Origin of the sequence: Burkholderia reimsis (assembly GCF_003294055.1) — a bacterium.
Lineage (GTDB): Bacteria > Pseudomonadota > Gammaproteobacteria > Burkholderiales > Burkholderiaceae > Burkholderia > Burkholderia cepacia.
In genome coordinates this window covers 13,367-33,009 of the sequence record NZ_QMFZ01000026.1, presented here as the reverse complement: position 1 = coordinate 33,009, position 19,643 = coordinate 13,367, and the positions used below count along the sequence as shown (strand labels likewise).

Here is a 19,643-nt window from a genome sequence, read left to right as displayed (position 1 = left end):
GCCGAAACGGCGAGACCAGTCAGAACGGTCAGAACGAATAGATGAACTGCATCCCGGCCAGGTCGTTGCTGCGCGCGTACGTGCCGTTGCTCTTCAGGAACACCGGATGGTTCGCCGCGTCGTGGCGATACTCGAGCTTCACGGTGATCTGCTGCGTCGGATAGAACAGCAGGTCGGCCGTGATCGCGTAACGCTGCGCGCCCTTGCACTCGGTGCCGTTCGTCGACGAACCCTGGAAGCACGCGGGATCGATGCCGAAGCCGCTCGACCCGTTCACCGACGGATTGCCGCCCGCGAGCCCGTACTGGATGTTCGTGCCGCCGCCGCCGTTCGACGTGTTGTTCAGGTAGTCGAAACGCAGCGTCGCGCCCATGCGGCCGACCCATGCCTGCGTCCACTTCGTATGGCCGAGCAGCGACATTCCGTACCAGCGTGCGGTACCGCCGTTCCACGCACCCTTCTGCAGCTCGCCGTAGTCGACCTGCGCGTTGACCTGCGTCTTGTCGTGCGTATAGGTCACGTCGGCTTCCACGTACTTGTAGAGGCCGGTCGGCGACGAGCCGTTGCACTGGTAGCCGTAACCGCCCGCCGTCGCGCACGGCGAGAACAGCGACTGCCGGCCCAGCATCGCGGAAATGCCGAAGTCGAAGGCGGTCGACGTCGCGTTGTCGAAGCGCGCGGTGATCGTCGGCGTCCAGTTGGTCTTGGTCGTGTTGTTCGCCGCGTTCGCGATCGCGCCGGCGGTGCGCAGCACCTCGTTGCCGATCACGACCTGCCAGAAGCGCGTCATCGCCGCGTTGGAGCCCTTCAGGCCGACGCCGATCAGGTTGCCCGGTTCGCTGAAGTCGTACAGCAGCCCGTGCGTGAGCGTCAGCATCTGGGTCGACGGCTGCACCTCGTAGCCGGCGAGGCTCGGCATCATCCCGATCTCGAAGGTGCGCGTCGTGCTGAGGGGCACGGTCACCACGGCCTGCGTGACGATGTTGTTGCCGACGCCGCCGTGCGAATTGCTGAACACGTTGCCGAAGCCTCGGTTCGGCTGGATCACGACTTCCGCCGACGGCGCCATCGGGCCGACGCCGAAGGTCTTCTTGATGTCGAGATAGACGTCGCCGATCGTGCTGTTGAAGTAGTCGTACGCGCCCGGATCGTGGTTCAGGAACTGGAACCCGGACGTGCGCTGCGCGCGGTTGAACAGGTACACGGGATCGACGTAGCCGGTGATGCTCAGGCCCGCGAGCGGGCCGGTCGTCGCGGCTTCCTGCAGCGAGTCGACCTTCAGCGACGCGTTCGCGATCTGCTCGCGCATCTGCTGCAGGTCGTCGTTCGTGAACGCCGGTGCGGAATCGGCGGCCGGCGCGGCGGCGGCGGCCGTGTTGATCGAACCGATCCTTGCGCCGCTCGATGTCGCGGCGGCGGCGCTGGCTGCGGTGGCGGCCGTCGCGGCGCCGGGCGCCTGCGCGGCCAGCATGCTCGCGCGCAACTCGTTCACCTGCTGCTGCAGCGCGGTGACCTGCGCCTGCAGCGCCTTCATCCTGCTCGCATCGGTCGCCTGCGGCGTGTGCGCGAATGCCGTGGCCGCGTCGAACGCAAGCAGGCACAGCGCCGTCATGTGTTTGAGTTTCATGTTCTGGGTGGTCGTCGGGACGAGCGCGCCCCCGCCCGCCGCGATCAGCGGCGGGGCGCGCGAAAGGTGTGCGGGAATCGGGGAAGCGGCGGCCGGCTTACTCGGTCTTCAGCTTCGTCCAGAGACGGTTCTGCAGACGCATCAGCTCAGGTGGAACCGGCTTGCTGAGGCTCAGCTTGCGGATCACGTCGGCGGGCGGGAACACGGCCGGATCGCTCGTCACTTCGGCCCGCACGAGGCGCTTCGACGACGGCACGGCCGACGGGTACGACGTGTCGTTGGTCAGGTTCGCGCTCTCCTTCTCCGACAGCACGAAGTTGACGAACTTCAGCGCGGCGTCCGGGTGCGGTGCATCCTTCGGCACGGCCATCATGTCGAACCACATCGCGCTGCCCTCGGTCGGGATCACGTACTTGATGTGATACGGCTTCTTCGCGGAAGCGGCCGCGATCCGCGCGGAGTTCACGTCGCCCGACCAGCCGAGCGCGAGGCAGATGTCGCCGCCCGCGAGATCGTTGATGTAGCTGCTCGAATTGAACTGCGTGATGTACGGGCGCACCGACTTCAGCAGCTCGTATGCGGCCTGGTAGTCGGCCGGGTTCGTCGTGTTCGGGTCCTTCTTCAGGTAGACGAACGCCATCCCGAACGCATCGACCGGCGAATCGAGCACCGACACGCCGCAGTGCTTCAGCTTCTGCGCGTACTTCGGGTCGAACAGCAGCGCCCAGCTGTCGAGCGGCGCGTCGTTGCCGAGCGCGGCCTTCACCTTCTCGACGTTCATCCCGAGCCCGTCGGTGCCCCAGGTCCACGGAATGCCGTACTGGTTGCCCGGATCGTCCTTCGCGAGCGCCTTCAGGATTTCCGGATCGAGCAGCCCGTAGTTCGGCACCTGGCTCTTGTCGATCTTGCGGAAGATGCCGGCCTGCAGCTGCCGCGCCCAGAAGATGTCGGACGGCACGACGACGTCGTAACCCGACGTGCCCGACAGCAGCTTCGCCTGCAACGTCTCGTTCGAATCGAACTCCTGGTAGACGACCTTGATGCCGGTCGCCTTCTCGAAGTTCGCGATCGTCGCCTTGCCGATCGAGTTGCCCCAGTTGTACACGTTGACGACGTCCGCCGCGTGCGCAACCGGCGCACCTGCCCCCAGCACGCCGCCCAGCGCGAGCGCCGCGCATGCCGTTCCCAGATGCCTGCTCCAATCCCCTGCCATGGTTTCCTCCGTCGATATCATGATCCGTTCGCAATGAACGGTGTGTGCTTCGGTCCGGAAAAATGTAGCCAGAGGAAATTGGCCGGTCTGCCCTGCCAATAGGGGGACACGCCGCACAATCGGCGCATCCTGTTCCGGCCGGATGCGCCGAGCCGCGAAAACGAAAGCATCCCGAAAGATTCCGTCACCGCTTCGTCAGCCGGGATGCCCGTTCAGGACGCCTGCATACCCGTGCGCGCGCCGAAATCGTCACCCACGTGCGTGATGCGGCCGCCCATCATCGTCAGCCCGACGTCGATGCGGCCGATGTCGTACTGGCCGACCTCGAACAGGTCGTTCTCGAGCACGACCAGATCCGCGCGCTTGCCGGGCGTCAGCGAGCCGACCTCGTGCTCCATCCCGAGCTGGTACGCGCCGTGGATCGTGTACGCGGCGATCAGTTGCGGAATGCTCAGGCGCTCGGCGATGTCCGGAAACACCGGTGCATCGGGCTCGCCCGCGAGCTGGCGCGTATGGCCCGACTCGATGTGTTCGAGCGGCTTGTGCTGGCAGCGGCACTGGCATGCGAGGCCGTCCATGCCGATCGACACCGTCACGCCTTCGTCGAGGAACGTGCGGAACTTGTACATGCTGCTCCAGCGCTCGTGGCCGTAGTGGTCGCGCAGCTGCTCGGTGTACGCGTCGACCACGCCCCATTGCAGCTGCGTGTTCGCCATCACGCCCGCGCGGCGAAAGCGCGGGATGTCGTCCGGATGCGTGAGGAATGCGTGCGTGATCACGTGGCGGCGGTCGCGCGGCGGGTTCGTGCGGTTCACCGCGTCGAAGCCGTCGAGCGCCATCCGCACAGCAGCGTCGCCGACGCAATGGACCATCACGTTCGCGTTCGCGCGATCGGCTTCGACCAGGTAACGGTTGAACGTGTCGGCCGGCATCGTCGGTGCCCCGCAGGTGTCCGGGCGGTCCGCGTACGGTTCGAGCAAGTACGCGGTGTGGTTCGCCTCGGTGCCGTCGAGGAACAGCTTCAATGCGCGCGCCTTCACGAGCGGCGAATCGTACTGCTCGCGATACCGGACGAGCGTGCCGACCGGATCGTCGATCTCGCCGATCACCGCGACGCTGCCGACCACCCGCAGCTTCAGGTCGCCCGCGCGCTCCATCGTCTGCAGCGTCTCGTACAGCAGCGACTGGTCACCGCTCGCGTCGAAGAAGCCCGCGTCGAACACGGTCGTCACGCCGGCCGCGCACAGCTTCTTCTGCCACGGCGGGATCGATTTCAGGTACAGGTCGATGCCGGTCGGCAGCAGGCCGGCCGCGCTGATCCGCTGCATCAGCAACGAATACGCGGCGCCGTCGACGATCAGGCCGGTCGGCTCGCCGGTCGCCGCGTCCTTCTCGAACCAGCTCGCGCCTTCCTGCACGGGCGGCGTCGACGCGTCGATGCCGGCGATCTCCAGCGCCTTCGAGTTCACCCACATCGTATGGAAATCGGTCGACAGCAGGCACACGGGGCGATCCGCGCAGATCGCGTCGAGCGTCTCCTTGCGCAGCAGCGCGGGCGGAATCGTCGCCTGCACCCAGCCCATCCCGGTGATCGCCGGCTCGTCCGGATGCGATTCGACATACGCGCGCAGCGCGCCGAGCACCTTCTGCGGATCCTCGTAGTTCACGAACGCCTGGAACGCGAACGCGGTCGTCTCGAAGTGCCAGTGCGATTCGACGAAGCCCGGCAGCACGAGCCGGCCGGCCGCGTCGACGACCTTCGTCTGCGCGCCGACGAACGCCTGCACGGCCGCGGTGTCGCCGACATGGACGATCCGGCCGTCGCGCACGGCGACGGCCTGCGCCCAGGGCTTGTGCGGATCGACGGTATAGACCTTCGCGTTGGTCAGAACGAAATCCGCCGGCGTCGTGGCGGCGTGCGTCGGTTGCATCTGCATGGCCTGTCCTTTCTGGTCATCAGGTTTTCGAAGTGCTTTCACTATAGGCAGACGATTCGCGCCGGTATGCCCCCCCGCCGCCGGGGCTTCTGCGAATTCCGGCCGCCGCACGCACGGTCTTGTCGTCGTTTTGGGGACAACGCACGAAATCCGTGGGGTTGATCCGGTGAATTCCCGGCTGACGCGTGCACGGCGTTCGCGTAACGTCGCGCTGTCCCCCGACCGCCTTCGTCCGACCATGCGACTTCTCCAGCCCGACCCTGCCGCCCGCGGCCACTACCTGATCGGCGTGCGTCCCGACTCGCTCGGCGCGACGTTGCGCGCGGTCGGCACGCCGGATTTCGTCGGCGCGGTGACGGAGTTCGTCAACGACAGCATCGACGCCGACGCCGTGCACCTCGAGCGCTGGCGCGCCGACACGGGCAGCACGTCGGGTTTCGTCGTCGAATGGCTCGGCAGCGGCAGCCTGCGCTTCGCGGCCGATACGCTGCGCGTGATGGACATCTACTACCAGGACTACTGCCAGGCCGATCCGCTGGTCGCGCCGCTGCGCGGCAAGCCCGGCACGCTGCTCGTGCAGCGCCATGTCGACGGCATCGCGCAGGGCGAGTTCCGCCGCCGGATCTTCGACGAGCCCGGCATCGGGCAGGAATGCCTGCTCGTGCACGGCAACGCGCACCTGCAGTACGCGCTCGGGCTCGCGCGCACGGTCGGGCGCGCCGCGTTCACCACGGACGAGCTGTTTCACTTCCGGCAGATGGTCGACCTGCTGTTCCCGATGTTCGAGCTGCATGCGCGCACCTGTGCGGCGCGGCGCGTGGCGGCGGTGTCGGTGAATGCCGCGTCGCAGGCGGGTTTCGATGCGCGCCTCGAACGCCAGGACGTGCAGCTGTCGCGCCGCGAGCACGAGATCTGCCGGCTGATGCTGTGCGGGCGCTCGGTGCCCGAGGCCGCGCAGCAGCTCGACGTGAAGCTGTCGACGGCCGAGTCGTACGTGAAGCGCGCGTTCGCGAAGCTCGGCGTGCGCACGCGCCGCGAGCTGTTCGACTGGGTACTCGTCGACTGCTGAACGCGCGGCCTGGATTTACGCGGCCAGCGCGGCCGCCTTGATGTTGAAGGCGCGCAGCAGGTCCTCGCAGAACGCGTCGACGATCGGCTTGTCGCTCGTGCTGCGCTTCATCGCGAGATGCAGCGGCACGTCGAAGCTGAACGTCGCGCGGCCGACGGCCTTCACGAGCCCACGCTGCTCGAACGGCTCCGCGTAGTGCGCGGGCAGGTAGCCGAGATGGCCGCCCGACAGGATCAGGATCGTCGCGGCCTCGATGCTGTCCGCGCTCGCGGTCACGCGCCGCTCGGGCAGCGGATACTGCTCCTCCGGCACCGGATAGGTGCGCCATACCCAGTCGTGCAGTTGCAGGTCGTCCGCCGTCACGGGCCGCGACGCATGGAACAGCGGATGCCCGCGCCCGCAGTAGATCACCTGCTGCTCGGTGAACAGCGGCGTGTAGAGCAGCCCGGGCACGCGATGCCAGAAATACCCGATCGCGAGATCGAGCTGGTTGTTGACGAGGCTTTCCTCGAGTTCCTGCGGCGACGCGACCTTCATCGCGAACGTGACGGCCTGGTCGCGCTTGCGGAATGCGCCGATCGCGTCGGCCACGCGCGCGTTCTCGACGAGCGGCGCCTGGCCGATCAGGCCGATCGACAGCGTGCCGACCAGCTTGCGGTCGATGTCGCGCACGCGCGCGACGAATTCGGAGGTCGCCGCGACGAGCGTGCGCGCGGTGGCCGCGAAGCGTTCGCCCTTCGACGTCAGGCGAAAGCCGCCGCGCCCGCGATCGCACAGCTTGAAGCCGACGCGCGCTTCGAGCGCCGACAGCTGCGTGCTGATGGTCGACTGGCGCACGCCGAGCGACGCCTCGGCGGCCGTGATGCCGCGTGCGTCGACGACGGCCAGAAAGACCCGGATGAGCCGGAGATCGAGATCGGAAGTATTCGAGAACATGCCTGAAGCCGCTGCGCGTGTGCGCGTTGCCCGGCCGGCACGACGCGCATCGCGCGCCACGCCCGCCGCCTTCGCCGATGAACCGGACCGGACGCGCGCCGCCATCGGCAGCGGCGCGCGTCGAAACCGTCATTCAGGTACCACCGCGAGCGCGCGTTCCATGCCGAACACGGCCGGCCGCAGCCGCCGGTAGCACAGGAACGCCACCGCGCACAGCACGATCGCCGCGATCAGCGCCGACTGCGTGCCTGCGCGCTCGATCAGCGAGCCGCCCGCGACCGAGCCGACGCCGTAGCCGAGCGCGACGCAGCCCGGCGACAGCGCGGCCGACTTGCCGACCAGGTCGTACTGCGGAATCGTCGCGTAGATCAGCAGCGCGCCGCCGGTCCAGCAGCCGATGAACACGACCGCGCCGAGCGTGAACGTCATGGCCGATGCCGGCATCGCGAGCAGCACGGCCGCGACCGCGCAGCCGCCGAGGTTGACGAGCGCCCAGCGGCGCAGGCCCGCGCCCGCGCCGAGCTTCGGCATCGCCGCGCAGATCACGAGGCTCGCGACGTTCGCGACGCCGAGCACGAGCGACACCGACCTGCCGCTCAGGCCCGCCGCGGTGCCGATCTTCTCGAGGAAGGTCCACACGACGCCGACACCGCCGTACAGCGCGAGTTGCGCGCACAGCACGAGCATCGCGCCCCGGCGGTCGATGCGGCCGGCGACGCCGGCCGGTGCCGGGGCGGCCAGCGTCTCGCCCCGGCGAAACAGCGGCGTCGCGAGCACGAATACGCCGAGCACGCATGCGACGAAACCGAACACGCCGTGCGCGCCCCATGCGTCGCTCAGCATCGGGAAGATGTAGGCCAGCAGCACCATGCTCCACGTCACCTGCCCCATCAGCATGATCCCGAGATTGCGTTCCGGCGCGCGCGAGTACGACAGGTAGCGCAGCGCGATGCCGTTCAGCCCGCCCGAGCCGACGCCCGCGATGAACTGCAACGCGGAATAGGCAAAGAGCCCGTGCGTCGCGAGCGTGCCGAGGTTCGCGCCGGCCGCGAGCGTCACCGCACCGGCGAGCACCCACCGCACCGGCTGGCGGCCTAGCACGAACGCGACGAGCAGCGTGCCCGTCGATTCGCCGAGCACCTCGATGAAGCTCGACAGCCCGAGCGCCGCTTCGCCGAAGCCCCAATGGCGTTCGACCTGCCCGACGATCGCGGGCAGGCCGAGGAAGACCGTCGGCCCGAGGATGCCGAGCAGCAGCATCACGACGACGAACGACGCGCTTTCCTGTCGCGCTTCGTCCTGCAGGTTCACTACGTTCATTCGGTGTCTCTCTCCGTGTCCGCGGCGCGGACCGTCTCCTCGGGGGAGCGGGTTATGGCGGCGGCCCGGCCCGGGCCGCCGTGTCGCTTACATCGGGAAGCCCATCGCCTTGATGCCGCTGATCCACGCGCGCTTCCAGCCGCCTTCCGCATCGGCGCCATCGAACGCATGGAACGTGATCTTCGCGGCGACCCAGCGCATCGGCTCGGGCGGGATGTAGCTCGGGCTCTGGTTCGCGATGTCGAGCTTGCGCTCGGGGCTGTCGCGATCGAACAGGATGTTCAGCCCCATGAACGCGCCGAACCGGCTCGCCGCGACGCCGAAACCCGTATAGCCGGCGACGAACACGGCCTTGTCGCCGAGATAGCGCTTCGCGAACACCGAGCCGCGCGAGCAATAGTCGATCGGGCCGCCCCACGCATGCGAGAAGCGCACGTCGCTCAATTGCGGGAAGGTGCGGTAGAACGCTTCCGCGAGCCGGTAATACGTCTCGCGCTGGCCGTCCTGATGCGGTTCCGGATCGCCGTCGAAGTGATAGCTCACCAGGCCGCCGAAGATGATGTTGTTGTGCTTCGTCAGCCGGAAATAGTTGAGCTGCGTGCGCGTGTCGTACACGCCCTGGCGATTCTTCCAGCCGATCCGCGCGAGCTGTTCGTCGGTGAGCGGCTCGGTGGCGAGCACGTGGTCGCGCACCTGCATCACGCGGCGGTTGATGTCGGGAATCCCGACCTTCGCGGTGCCGCTGCCGAACACGACGCGCGGCGCGCGCACGCTGCCCTTCGGCGTCTTCACGAACACGGTGCTGCCTTCGTCGGTCACGGTCACGAGCGGCGTGTGCTCGTACAGCTTCACGCCGAGCGACAGCGCCGCGCGCTTCAGCCCCCACGCGAGCTTCGCCGGATGCACGATGCCGCTGCGGTTACGCGACCACAGCGCGCCCGCGAACAGCGGTGAATTCAGTTGTTCGAGCGTTTCGTCGCGGTTCAGCAGCACGACGTTGTGGCCGTACTCGCGATGCAGGTCGTAATCGCCCTTCAGGTGCGCGATGTGCCCGGGATCGACCGCGACCGTCATCTCGCCGTTCCATTCGATGTCGGCGTCGATGTCGTAGCGCTTCAGCGTTTCCTCGAAGCCGTCGAGGTTGTGATGGCCGAACGCCTCGAGCTGCGCGATGTCGTTCGGGAACACGCGCACCGCATTCGGCAGCCCGTGCATCACCGACGTCGAGATGATCCCGCCCGCGCGGCCCGATGCGCCGTGCGCGACCTTGCCGGCCTCGATCAGCACCACGTTCAGGTGCGGCATCTGTTCCTTCGCCTGCACGGCCGACCACAGCCCGGTGAAGCCGCCGCCGACGATCAGCAGGTCGGCCGTCACGTCGCCGACGAGTTCCGGCTCGGTGGCCGGCGCGGCCGGGTTGTCGAGCCAGTACGGGAACAGCTTCGTATTTTCGAGCGCCGCCTCGACGCCCAATGCGACCGGCGCGCCACGCAATGCGTGCGCCTGCGCCGGTGCAGTCTCTCTTGCCTTGACTTCCATTTCCATGATCCCTGCCATCACACGCGGAAACGAAACCGCCGCCGGGCGCGCGTCACACGGACGACGACACCACGGCGGCGGCTTCGACCATCACGACTTCTCGAGCAGCACGTAGAACTTCTTCGCGTCCTCGATCGTCTCCCAGCGACCCGCGAAGCCGGCCGGCAGCAGGTAGCCCTGGCCCGGCGTGAATTCCTTGCGGTTGCCTTCGACGTCGGTCAGCGCGATCCGGCCCTCGACGAGCCACACCGCTTCGTCGGCCGCGGTTTCCGGAAACTCCACCGAGCCGACCTTGCCTTCCCACCAGCCGATGAGGTAGTTGCCGCTCTTGCCTTCCGCCGCGCGCCAGTCGCTTTCGTCCATCCCGAAGTCGAGCTTCGTGAATTCGCCGATGCCTGCGCCGAGCGGCAGGATGTCCTTGATCAGTTTGGTCATCTGAGTCTTTCGTCTCTTGATTGAAAAAAGCAGAGACAAAGTTACTCATTTACACTGCCCCGGTATGCCCCCCTCCGGGGGGGACAAGCGGTGTTTTCCGGGGCCGGGCAGGTCGCCGGGACACCCGCCGGGATTTCCCCCTAATGACGTTTTGCGTGGCCGACGCTACAATCCGCCGGCTTTTCACCGGGGAACCGCATGCTGCTCAACGTGAACCCCTTCCACCGCGACAACGACCGCTTCAACGTGTCGTTCAAGGCGCTGGGCGAGCTGATCGAGACGGTCGGCACGCCGCATTTCGTGCCGCGCCTCACGCAACTGCTCAACGAAGTGGTGCCGCTCGACGTCGCGCACGTCGAACGCTCGCGCGTCGACGGCTCGATGCCCACCGGCTACCGATGCGAATGGATCGGCAGCAGCGGCATCGGCGCGGCGAGCGCCGACGTCTCCGACGTGATGACGCTCTACTACGAGCGTTTTCTCGACAGCGACCCGCTGTTCGCGGGGCTGCGCGGCAAGACGGGCACGATGCTCGTCGTGCGCGACATCGCGGCGATCCCGCCCGGCGAATTCCGCCAGCGGCTGTTCGACGACGTGCAGATCGGCCACGAATGCGTGCTCGCACGCGGCACGCGTTATTCGCAGCATTCGATCGCGCTGGAGCGCGGCCGCGACCAGCCGCCGTTCACGCTCGCCGAGATGAACCGCTTTCGCAGCATCAGCGACGTGCTGTTCCCGCTGCTCGAACTGCACGCGTCGACCACGGCCGCGCGGCGCATTGCGCACCCGACACCCGAAGTCCACCCGCTCGCGCAGTTCGACGCGCGCATCGCGGCCGACGGCGTGAAGCTGTCGAAGCGCGAATACGAAACCTGCAAGCACCTGCTTTCCGGCAAGACCGTGCCGGAAACGGCGGAGATCCTCGGCGTGCGCGTCGCGTCGGCCGAGTCATACGTGAAACGCGCGTTCGCGAAGCTCGGCGTGCGCACGAAGCGCGAACTCGCCGCGTGGGGTTCGGCGACCACCGCGTTCCCTTCGTCCGGCCCGCACGACGGCGCCGCGCCGCCGGCCCTCTCGCGCCGGCCTGATCCGTCCTGATCCGTTCTGACCTGGCCGCGCGGCCGCGTTCGGTTGCGCCGCGTCGATGCGGCGGCGCCACTTGCATCGAGCCCCGTCGATGTAAACGTTGCGACTTCAAAATCTTCGCGCGGGCGTTCTCCTCTACCATCGGCCGATCGCTTGACCTCAGATAAAGGAGACGGCCCCATGCCCCGCGAACTCAATCAACCGATGGGCGGCAACGAGATGCCGCGCTTCGGCGGCATCGCCACGATGATGCGCCTGCCGCAAGCCGAGACGACCGACGGCCTCGACGTGTGCTTCGTCGGCGTGCCGCTCGACCTCGGCACGTCGAACCGCTCGGGCTCGCGCTTCGGCCCGCGTCAGATCCGCACCGAATCCGTGCTGCTGCGCCCGTACAACATGGCCACCCGCGCCGCACCGTTCGATTCGCTGCAGGTGGCCGACATCGGCGACGTCGCGACCAACCCGTACGACCTGAAGGACTCGGTGCGCCGCATCGAAGAGGCATACGACGAGATCGTCGCGAACGGCTGCCGGCCGATCACGCTCGGCGGCGATCACACGATCGCGTGGCCGATCCTGCGCGCGCTGCACAAGAAGTACGGCAAGGTCGCCGTCGTCCACGTCGACGCGCACGCGGACGTGAACGACACGATGTTCGGCGAGAAGATCGCGCACGGCACGCCGTTCCGCCGCGCGGTGGAGGACGGGCTGCTGCAATGCGACAAGGTCACGCAGATCGGCCTGCGCGGCACCGGCTACCACGCGGACGATTTCGACTGGTGCCGCCAGCAGGGCTTCACCGTCGTGCAGGCGGAGGAATGCTGGAACCAGTCGCTCGCGCCGCTGATGGCGCAGGTGCGCGAACGCGTCGGCGACACGCCGGTGTATCTCAGCTTCGACATCGACGGCCTCGACCCGTCGTTCGCGCCCGGCACCGGCACGCCGGAAATCGGCGGCCTCACCGTGCAGCAGGGCCTGGAAATCATCCGCGGGATGAAAGGCCTGAACATCGTCGGCGCGGATCTCGTCGAAGTCGCGCCGCCGTACGATCCGACCGGCACCACCGCGCTCACCGGCGCGAACCTCGCGTTCGAGATGCTCTGCGTGATGCCGGGCGTCGCCTACCGCTAACCCGACCGAACTCGACAGGATGAACCTCATGTCTACCGCCGAGCTTTCCCCTTCCGCCGCGACGTTCGTGCTGCCCGCCGCGCGCATCGCCGGGCAGTCCGTGCACACGCATTCCGACCAGGCCGGCGCACCGGTCTTCAACGCGTCGACCGGCGACGCGATCGGCTGGCAGGAATTCGCGACGGCCGCGCACGTCGACGCCGCGGTGCGTGCCGCGCGCGACGCATTCGCCGGCTGGCGCGACACGCCGCCGGCCGAACGCGGCCGGATGCTCGCGACGATCGCCGAGCGCGTCGAGGCATCGCGCGACCGCCTCGCGGCGCTGCAGATGCAGGTGAGCGGCAAGCCGCCGTTCGAGGCCGAGGCCGATGTCGGCGACGTTGCCGCCACGTTCGCGTACTACGCGAAGCTGTGCGAAGACCCGGCGCTGTTCGCGGCCGAACCGGTCGCGCTGCCGAGCGACGCCGTCACGGCCGAACGCTTTTACGACGCGGTCGGTGTCGCGGCGCTCGTCATGCCGTGGAACTTCCCGATGGTCACGACCGCGTGGAAGCTCGCGCCCGCGCTCGCGGCCGGCTGCGCGGTCGTGCTGAAGCCGTCCGAACTCACGTCGCCGACCGAGCACGCGCTGCTCGAGATCGTCGAGCAGGCGGGGCTGCCGGCCGGCGTCGTCAACGTCGTGAACGGCGGCGCCGAGGTCGGCGCGGCGCTGACCGCGCATCCGCTGATCGACAAGATTTCGTTTACCGGCAGCACGGCGGCCGGCCGCAAGGTCATGCAGGCCGCGGCCGTCGACATGAAGCGCGTGACGCTCGAACTCGGCGGCAAGTCGTCGCTGATCGTGCGCGACGACGCCGATCTCGACGTCGCGGTGTCGCTCGCGGTTGCGGGCGCGTTCACGAACGCGGGCCAGATGTGCTCGGCCACCGCGCGCATCCTCGTGCACGACAGCGTGTACCGCAGCTTCATGGCCGCGTTCGAGACGGCCGTGCGTGCGCTCGTCGTCGCGCCGCCCGCCGCGGAACAGGTCGCGATGGGGCCGCTGATCTCGGCCGCGCAGCGCACGCGCGTCGAAACGATGCTCCAGCACGGCATCGATGCGGGCGCACGCGTCGCCTTCAGCGGCCGGGTGACGGATGCCGGCGGTGCGGGCTTCTTCATGGCGCCCGTCGTGATCGCCGAGCCCGCCGCCGACAACCCGCTGTGGACCGACGAAGTGTTCGGCCCCGTCGCGTGCGTGAAATCGTTCCGCACCGACGACGAAGCGATTGCGCTCGCGAACGACACGCGCTACGGGCTCGTCGCGACCGTCGTGACGCGCGATGCCGGTATTGCGAAGCAGTTCCAGCAGCGCGTGCGCGCGGGGCTCGTGTGGATCAACGCGCCGCAGCTGATCTATCCGCACGTGTGCTGGGGCGGGTTCGGGCTCAGCGGAATCGGCCGCGAACTCGGCGTCGCGGGGCTGCGCAGCTATCAGGAACTGCGCCACGCGATGCGCTCGATCGACTGACCAGTGCGGCCGTTCAGGCCGTTGGCGGCACCGTGTCTCGTGCACGGTGCCGCTTTTTTTGGTTCTTCGCGGATTTCCGGGGAGAGCGCCGGGGTGTTCGGCGTGCGCCGATCACGGGATTTCACGGCGCGCGAGCAACCCTCAGTGCGACAGCACGGCGGCATGGTCGTGCTCGCGAAGCTGGCCGGGAATCTCGCACTGCGCGAGCCCGCCCGCGTCGATCCACGCACGCGTGCGTTCCGCGGCCTTGTCGATCAGTTGCGCGCACTGCGAGTAATCGTATGACGACACGTCGAGCGGACAGAGCGGCGGCACGACGTGGATTTGCGCGCGTGCCCCGTACAACTCCAGATCGCGCACCAGTTGCCGTGCGATCACGAGCGTCAGCGCGTGCGTCGCATGCGCGATCGCGCTGCGCGGCGGTACACGCAACGCGCAGGCGAACCCGGCCGGCAGCACGACGATCCGCTTGACGCCGAGCGCGATCGCAACGGAGATCGGCGTATTGTTCGCGACGCCGCCGTCGACGAGTTCCACGCCGCCGATGCTGACCGACGGAAACACGCCGGGAATCGCCGCGCTGGCCTGCACGGCATCCACGACCGGGCCGGCGGACAGCACGACTTCCCGGCCGTTCAGCACGTCGGTCGCGACGATATGGAGCGGCAACGCGGCCTGCTCGATCCGCCGGTACGGCAGGTTCCTTTCCAGCAGCAGGCGCAGCGCATCGGCCTCGACCAGATGCGGCCGGTTGCGCAGCAGCATCGCGACGAGGCTGCGCATCGAGAACGGCATGATGTCCTGGCGGCGGATCCGGCACCACAGCGCGGCGAGCATCGCGACGCCGTCCTCGTCCGGCCGGCCGGCGAAATAGGCGGCGTTGATCGCGCCCGCCGACGCGCCGACGACGCAATCGGGCCGTTCGCCGCTCGCGACCAGCTCGCGAAGCATGCCGACCTCGATCGCGCCGAGACTGCCGCCGCCGGCGAACACGAAGGCGGTCGAGGAAGTGGGATCGGACGTCACGGTGCGCCCTCCTGCGGTTGGCTGCGACGGTGCTTTCTCCATGATGGATCGTGCGGCGCCCCGGATGTCCTGATGAAAACCCTGCCGGCGCGCGAACCCGCGCCGGCCGGGGAACGCGCCGCGCGCCGCGTTCCCCGGCATTCCGCGCGGAGCCTCCCGTGGCGATGGGTGTGTCGTTCGCCGCCGTGTTCCGGGCCGCATCCAGACGGAAATTCACGCGAAGGCGCGCAATTTTTGACTTCGATCAAGCAAATCGCGCATACCGCCGCTCGCAAACGTGTGCCACGCGTGAATCGTGCGCGCTACGTGGAATCACGGGTTCAGTCGCCCCGGCGACCGCCGTTATTGCATCAACACCCGCCGACCGGCATCGCGCCGCGATACATCGGGACGGCCGCCGGAATCGCATTCGACACGCAACGATCCGGCGCCGTCGCGGGCATGGAGCGGGATGGCCGGACGTCCCGCCCGCTTTTCGACAACAGATGCAGCCGCGCGAGCCGCGCAAGAGGTAATCATGTTTGTAGCCATCGGGTGGATCGTCGTGATCGGATCGGTGATCGGCAGTTTTGTCGGCGTGGGCGGCCACTTGCCGGCCTTGCCGCAACCGTTCGAACTGCTGTGCATTTTCGGCGCCGCGCTGGGTGCGTTCGTCGTCAGCAATCCGGTCGCGACGCTGAAGAAAACGATCAAGAGCCTGCCGACCTGTTTCAAGGGCGGCGGCTATACGAAACAGCAGTACGTCGAACTGATCGCGCTGCTGTACGAGCTGCTGCAGAAGGCGCGCAAGGACGGCATGATGGCGCTCGAGGCCGACGTCGACGCGCCCGAACAAAGCCCGCTGTTCCAGAAGTATTCGCACGTGCTCGAAGACCATCACCTGCTCGACTTCATCGTCGACTATCTGCGGATGATGTCGGGCGGCAACGTTAATGCGCTGGAGATGCAGGACCTGATGGACGAAGAACTGCATACGCACCATGCGGAGGCGTCCGTCGCGGCGAATGCGATCCAGAAGATGGCAGACGGCCTGCCGGCGTTCGGCATCGTCGCGGCGGTGATGGGTGTCGTGCATACGATGGGCTCGGTCGGCGCGCCGCCCGCCGTGCTCGGCAAGATGATCGCCGGCGCGCTCGTCGGCACGTTCCTCGGCATCCTGCTCGCATACGGCTTCGTCGGCCCGCTCGCGGACCTGCTCAATGCGAAGGGCCGCGCCGCGGCCAAGCCGTTCCAGTGCGTGAAGGCCGTGCTGCTCGCGTCGATGAGCGGCTACGCGCCGGCGGTGGCGGTGGAGTTCGGCCGCAAGGTGCTGTTCACAGCCGATCGCCCGAGCTTCAAGGAGCTCGACGAGGCCGTCCGCGCGACGAAGTCGCCCAGGCCCGCATAACGGAGGCGCCATGGCCGACAATCGCTCCAACCCGTCGAAACAGTCCGCCTCGGCACCGCTCGTCGTCGTGCGCCGCAAGAAAGGCGAGGACCACGACGCCCACCACGGCGGCGCCTGGAAAATCGCCTACGCCGATTTCGTCACGGCGATGATGGCGTTCTTCCTGCTGATGTGGCTGCTCGGCTCGGTGTCCAAGTACGACAAGCAGGGGATCGAGGATTACTTCAACACGCCGCTGTCGACGCTCCTGTCCGGCGGGAAAGACGCACAGGCGCCGCGCCCGAGCGTCGTGCAGGGCGGCGGCCGCGACCTGTCGGACCCGGCGCCGGCCATCGACGCGAAAGCGCAACCGGTGCCGGCCAGTTCGCCCGCGGCACCGGCCGACATCGTCGATACGCAGAAGCTCGAGCGCCTGAAGGCGAAGCTGACCGCGGCGATTGCACAGAGCCCGTCGTTGCGCGCGTACCAGGACCAGATCCGGATCGCGATCACTCACGAGGGCTTGCGCATCGAGATCGTCGATTCGCTCAAGCGCCCGATGTTCGCGTCGGGCAGTTCGCATCCCGAAGGGTATGCCACCGCGATCCTCACCCAGATCGGTACGGCACTCGACGATGTCGACAATCGCGTGTCGATTGCCGGCCATACCGATTCGACGCCGTATCGCGACGGCCCCACGGGTTATTCGAACTGGGAGCTCTCCAGCGATCGCGCGAACGCCGCGCGGCGTGCGCTGGTCGCGGGCGGATTGCGGGAAGAAAAGCTGCTCCAGGTGCGCGGGCTCGCGGATGTCCTGCCGCTCGACCGCAACGTCGCGGACGAGCCGACCAATCGCCGCATCAGCATCCTCGTGATGAACAACGCCGCCGAGCAGGCGTTCTTTCGGGACGGCGGCAGGACGACGGTGGACGAATCGGCCGGCACCCGGGCCGCCGTGCTGCCGGCGGCGCTCACGCGGCAGCATTAGGCGCGGGCGTATTCACGAACGCGGGGCGGATGTGCGCGATGGGGCCGGGGGCTGCGTGCAGCCCTTGTGCGACAGCGTGGTTCTCGGCTTCACGGTCGCGTTCGGAACGGGCGGGCGCGACATCGAGTGACTCGGGCGGTTGTTTGGGCGGTTGTTTGGGCGGTTGTTTGGGCGGTTGTTTGGGCGGTTGCGAGGGCCGTTGCGAGGGCCGTTGCGAGGGCCGTTGCGAGGGCCGTTGCGAGGGCTGTTACGAGGGCTGTTACGAGGGCTGTTACGAGGGCCGTTACCAGGGCCGCTGACGGCACCATGTCTCGTGCATGGTGCCGTTTTTTCGCGCACTCGATATGTTCCGTAGAATATATCGCAACCAGCACTTCCGGAGATTCACCATGCCCCGCACGCCGACGGATCGCGCCCCGCAGCGCCCCGCACGGGAACAGCCGCTCGCGCACAAGATCAGCGCGCTCAGGCCGCTGTCGAGCGACGCGCGTGCGCAGCAGGTCACGGATGTCGTCGACGCGTTCCGGCGCCTGCGCGGCAGCGTCGTGCGCTTCATCCGGATGTTCTCGGCTGCGCACGCTGAAAACGCGCAGGACGATGCGCTGTCCGCGATGGGCTTTCGTGAACTGCTGTCCACGCTCGAAGACGACGCACGCACCGCCCGCTTCACGCGCCTGCCCGAACTCGAACGGGCGATCGGCCACGCGCGCCGCCTCGAACGCACACGCGACGATGTGTTCTCCGACTCGTTCAGCAACGACCCGGCCGCGATGCGCGACGCGGTCGCCGCGCTGGAGCGCGTCGACGTGCTGTTCGTCGGGCTGTGCGTCGAGTACGTGATGGAGCGGCACGCGCCGGCATCGCGTCCTGTTTCACCGTCCGCCCCGGCATCGCCCTCCGCCGCCCTGCCGCTCACCGACCGCCCGACCGCGCTCTGCTGACCGCACCACGCCGCACCACGCCGCACCACGCCGCATTACCCGGTGATTTCCCCCGAATTTCGTTCGTTATATTCCGTGGTATATTTCGCGAATCTTTCGCGCATCCGTCTCCGGCCCGACCATGCCGGACAGAGGTCAACATGCACGCTCCGCCCTTTCGCCTTGCCCGCACGGCGGATCTCTCGTCGCCCGGCGGTAATCTGCCTGCGGCAACCGGCACGCGGGTCGACGCATGCTGCGCGCCGTCGCGCGCGCAACTGACCGAGCTGAAGCGCCGCACGCGCCTGTCCGAGCTCGACGCGAACCTGCACTGCTCGATCATCGGCACCTGCCTGACCACGCACGAGCTGCGCAGGCTCGTGCCGAAATACACCGACCTCGATCGCCAGCACGCGACCGACCTCGACATCCATCACGCCGCCGTCGAGCTCGCGATCGACGGCACGGCCGGCGCCAAGGCATTGCACAAGGCGCTCGACGAGCGTTACGCCGGCGCGATCCGCGCATTCGACAGTGCACAGGACGCGGATGACCTTCTTGCGCGCTGGAAGGAAGCGCTGAAGAGCGGCGACATCCCGCCCGCCTACTGGGCGCTGATGACGCATCCGCGCACGACGATGGCCGTGCGCCAGGCCGCGTTCGGCGACCTGCACATGCTGTCGCACCTGGTCGGCGCGGCCAATCGCGCCGATATCCGGCGGCTGGTCGCGCTGGAGGAGGAGAATGCGGCGCTGCACGCGAAGATCGACCGGCAGCAGGCGCGCCTGCAAGAAATGAGCGCGCAGCGCGACGCGGCGCTGCAGGAGCGGGATGCCGTCGTTGCGCGCCGGAATGCACAGCCGCCGGCGGCTGAAAGCGCATTGCGCGACGAAGTCCACGAACTGCGCGAAGCACTGGCCGCGCGCGATGAACGACTCGCGCTGCACGCGAGCCGCCGCGAGGCGGCCGAGCAGCGGATCGCCGCGGAACAGGCGAGCGCACGCGCGATGCGCGCGCGGCTCGACGACCTGATGGCGATGGTGAAGACGCTGCGCGCCGAAGCGAGTGCGATCGAACAGGCGGTGCAAGCGTCGGCGGACGATCCCGCCGAACACGCGGCCGATCCGCTGTCGATCCTGCGGGGCACACGTCTGGTCTACGTCGGCGGGCGCCCGGGCTCGAACCGTGCGATCAGGCGGATCGTCGAAACGGCGGGCGGTGACGTGACGCTGCATGACGGCGGTATCGAGGATCGCAAGGGCCTGCTGGCCGCCGCGCTACCGGGCGCGCACATAGTCGTGTTTCCGGTCGACTGCATCGACCACGATTCGATGAACCTGCTCAAGCGCATCTGCGAACGCCACCACGTCGCGTACTACCCGCTGCGGACGGCCAGCGTCGCCAGCTTCGTCGAACTGATCGGGCGGCTCGATGCACAGGCGCGCGACGTCATGGCGCCGGATGCCGCCGCGGGCGGCACGCCGCGCTTCTGCCTGCGGCACGGCTAGGCCTGATTCGCTTCGACGCGCTCCTTCTGCCC

General features: G+C 68.1%; 16 protein-coding genes. 8 read left to right on the top strand and 8 right to left on the bottom strand.

Annotation, left to right across the window (positions count from 1 at the left end; genetic code table 11):
* Positions 1-28 precede the first annotated feature (28 nt).
* From DPV79_RS26550 to DPV79_RS26540, 3 genes are all read right to left on the bottom strand, one after another.
* On the bottom strand, positions 29-1,627 hold the full coding sequence (locus DPV79_RS26550) for a DUF3138 family protein (RefSeq protein WP_113046861.1): 1,599 nt from the start codon (positions 1,625-1,627) through the stop codon (positions 29-31).
* A 97-nt stretch (positions 1,628-1,724) separates the two neighbouring features.
* Positions 1,725-2,840: a polyamine ABC transporter substrate-binding protein gene (locus DPV79_RS26545; protein WP_048024576.1), complete on the bottom strand. Its 1,116-nt coding sequence runs from the start codon at positions 2,838-2,840 to the stop codon at positions 1,725-1,727.
* Between the two features lie 212 nt (positions 2,841-3,052).
* The gene (locus tag DPV79_RS26540) at positions 3,053-4,777 is read right to left on the bottom strand and encodes an amidohydrolase (RefSeq protein ID WP_113046860.1); all 1,725 of its coding nucleotides are present in this window, start codon (positions 4,775-4,777) and stop codon (positions 3,053-3,055) included.
* 238 nt (positions 4,778-5,015) lie between these two features.
* Here DPV79_RS26540 and DPV79_RS26535 point away from each other — a divergent pair, with 238 nt between their 5' ends.
* A complete protein-coding gene (locus tag DPV79_RS26535; RefSeq protein ID WP_042975384.1) occupies positions 5,016-5,846 on the top strand; it encodes a helix-turn-helix transcriptional regulator in 831 nt (276 codons plus the stop codon).
* Positions 5,847-5,861: 15 nt separating this feature from the next.
* Here DPV79_RS26535 and DPV79_RS26530 read toward each other — a convergent pair whose 3' ends face one another.
* The 4 genes from DPV79_RS26530 to DPV79_RS26515 form a co-directional block, all read right to left on the bottom strand.
* Positions 5,862-6,782, bottom strand: coding sequence for a LysR family transcriptional regulator (locus DPV79_RS26530; protein WP_042975417.1), 921 nt, complete (start codon positions 6,780-6,782; stop codon positions 5,862-5,864).
* A 129-nt stretch (positions 6,783-6,911) separates the two neighbouring features.
* Positions 6,912-8,102 carry an MFS transporter gene (locus DPV79_RS26525; protein ID WP_113046859.1) on the bottom strand — a complete coding sequence of 397 codons (1,191 nt, stop codon included), beginning with the start codon at positions 8,100-8,102 and terminating at the stop codon, positions 6,912-6,914.
* Between the two features lie 87 nt (positions 8,103-8,189).
* Positions 8,190-9,647 carry an NAD(P)/FAD-dependent oxidoreductase gene (locus DPV79_RS26520; protein ID WP_113046858.1) on the bottom strand — a complete coding sequence of 486 codons (1,458 nt, stop codon included), beginning with the start codon at positions 9,645-9,647 and terminating at the stop codon, positions 8,190-8,192.
* An 84-nt stretch (positions 9,648-9,731) separates the two neighbouring features.
* On the bottom strand, positions 9,732-10,076 hold the full coding sequence (locus tag DPV79_RS26515; protein WP_027789860.1) for a cupin domain-containing protein: 345 nt from the start codon (positions 10,074-10,076) through the stop codon (positions 9,732-9,734).
* A gap of 198 nt (positions 10,077-10,274) precedes the next feature.
* Here DPV79_RS26515 and DPV79_RS26510 point away from each other — a divergent pair, with 198 nt between their 5' ends.
* From DPV79_RS26510 to DPV79_RS26500, 3 genes are all read left to right on the top strand, one after another.
* Positions 10,275-11,174: a helix-turn-helix transcriptional regulator gene (locus tag DPV79_RS26510; RefSeq protein ID WP_113046857.1), complete on the top strand. Its 900-nt coding sequence runs from the start codon at positions 10,275-10,277 to the stop codon at positions 11,172-11,174.
* A gap of 168 nt (positions 11,175-11,342) precedes the next feature.
* Positions 11,343-12,293 carry an agmatinase gene (gene speB / locus DPV79_RS26505; RefSeq protein WP_027789862.1) on the top strand — a complete coding sequence of 317 codons (951 nt, stop codon included), beginning with the start codon at positions 11,343-11,345 and terminating at the stop codon, positions 12,291-12,293.
* A 28-nt stretch (positions 12,294-12,321) separates the two neighbouring features.
* A complete protein-coding gene (locus DPV79_RS26500; RefSeq protein ID WP_113046923.1) occupies positions 12,322-13,803 on the top strand; it encodes an aldehyde dehydrogenase family protein in 1,482 nt (493 codons plus the stop codon).
* Between the two features lie 141 nt (positions 13,804-13,944).
* Here the strand turns inward: DPV79_RS26500 and DPV79_RS26495 are convergent, their stop codons facing one another.
* A complete protein-coding gene (locus DPV79_RS26495; protein ID WP_021159964.1) occupies positions 13,945-14,829 on the bottom strand; it encodes a patatin-like phospholipase family protein in 885 nt (294 codons plus the stop codon).
* Positions 14,830-15,346: 517 nt separating this feature from the next.
* On the opposite strand from DPV79_RS26495, the gene motA reads away from it, so the two are divergent.
* The 4 genes from motA (at position 15,347) to DPV79_RS26475 (ending at position 19,611) form a co-directional block, all read left to right on the top strand.
* Entirely contained in the window at positions 15,347-16,216 is an 870-nt protein-coding gene (gene motA, locus DPV79_RS26490) for a flagellar motor stator protein MotA (protein WP_113046856.1), read from the top strand.
* Positions 16,217-16,226: 10 nt separating this feature from the next.
* Complete coding sequence (motB, locus tag DPV79_RS26485) at positions 16,227-17,183, top strand: flagellar motor protein MotB (RefSeq protein ID WP_021159962.1); 957 nt, start codon at positions 16,227-16,229, stop codon at positions 17,181-17,183.
* A 389-nt stretch (positions 17,184-17,572) separates the two neighbouring features.
* The gene (locus tag DPV79_RS26480; protein WP_113046855.1) at positions 17,573-18,124 is read left to right on the top strand and encodes a hypothetical protein; all 552 of its coding nucleotides are present in this window, start codon (positions 17,573-17,575) and stop codon (positions 18,122-18,124) included.
* 140 nt (positions 18,125-18,264) lie between these two features.
* The gene (locus DPV79_RS26475; protein ID WP_113046854.1) at positions 18,265-19,611 is read left to right on the top strand and encodes a DUF2325 domain-containing protein; all 1,347 of its coding nucleotides are present in this window, start codon (positions 18,265-18,267) and stop codon (positions 19,609-19,611) included.
* Positions 19,612-19,643: the final 32 nt, after the last annotated feature.

Excerpts from the sequence above, each read along its gene's own strand:
- DPV79_RS26550 (WP_113046861.1), bottom strand. The coding sequence starts at position 1,627 with ATGAAACTCAAACACATGACGGCGCTGTGCCTGCTTGCGTTCGACGCG.
- DPV79_RS26545 (WP_048024576.1), bottom strand. The coding sequence starts at position 2,840 with ATGGCAGGGGATTGGAGCAGGCATCTGGGAACGGCATGCGCGGCGCTC.
- DPV79_RS26540 (WP_113046860.1), bottom strand. The coding sequence starts at position 4,777 with ATGCAGATGCAACCGACGCACGCCGCCACGACGCCGGCGGATTTCGTT.
- DPV79_RS26535 (WP_042975384.1), top strand. The coding sequence starts at position 5,016 with ATGCGACTTCTCCAGCCCGACCCTGCCGCCCGCGGCCACTACCTGATC.
- DPV79_RS26530 (WP_042975417.1), bottom strand. The coding sequence starts at position 6,782 with ATGTTCTCGAATACTTCCGATCTCGATCTCCGGCTCATCCGGGTCTTT.
- DPV79_RS26525 (WP_113046859.1), bottom strand. The coding sequence starts at position 8,102 with ATGAACGTAGTGAACCTGCAGGACGAAGCGCGACAGGAAAGCGCGTCG.
- DPV79_RS26520 (WP_113046858.1), bottom strand. The coding sequence starts at position 9,647 with ATGGAAATGGAAGTCAAGGCAAGAGAGACTGCACCGGCGCAGGCGCAC.
- DPV79_RS26515 (WP_027789860.1), bottom strand. The coding sequence starts at position 10,076 with ATGACCAAACTGATCAAGGACATCCTGCCGCTCGGCGCAGGCATCGGC.
- DPV79_RS26510 (WP_113046857.1), top strand. The coding sequence starts at position 10,275 with ATGCTGCTCAACGTGAACCCCTTCCACCGCGACAACGACCGCTTCAAC.
- speB (WP_027789862.1), top strand. The coding sequence starts at position 11,343 with ATGCCCCGCGAACTCAATCAACCGATGGGCGGCAACGAGATGCCGCGC.
- DPV79_RS26500 (WP_113046923.1), top strand. The coding sequence starts at position 12,322 with ATGTCTACCGCCGAGCTTTCCCCTTCCGCCGCGACGTTCGTGCTGCCC.
- motA (WP_113046856.1), top strand. The coding sequence starts at position 15,347 with ATGTTTGTAGCCATCGGGTGGATCGTCGTGATCGGATCGGTGATCGGC.
- motB (WP_021159962.1), top strand. The coding sequence starts at position 16,227 with ATGGCCGACAATCGCTCCAACCCGTCGAAACAGTCCGCCTCGGCACCG.
- DPV79_RS26480 (WP_113046855.1), top strand. The coding sequence starts at position 17,573 with ATGCCCCGCACGCCGACGGATCGCGCCCCGCAGCGCCCCGCACGGGAA.
- DPV79_RS26475 (WP_113046854.1), top strand. The coding sequence starts at position 18,265 with ATGCACGCTCCGCCCTTTCGCCTTGCCCGCACGGCGGATCTCTCGTCG.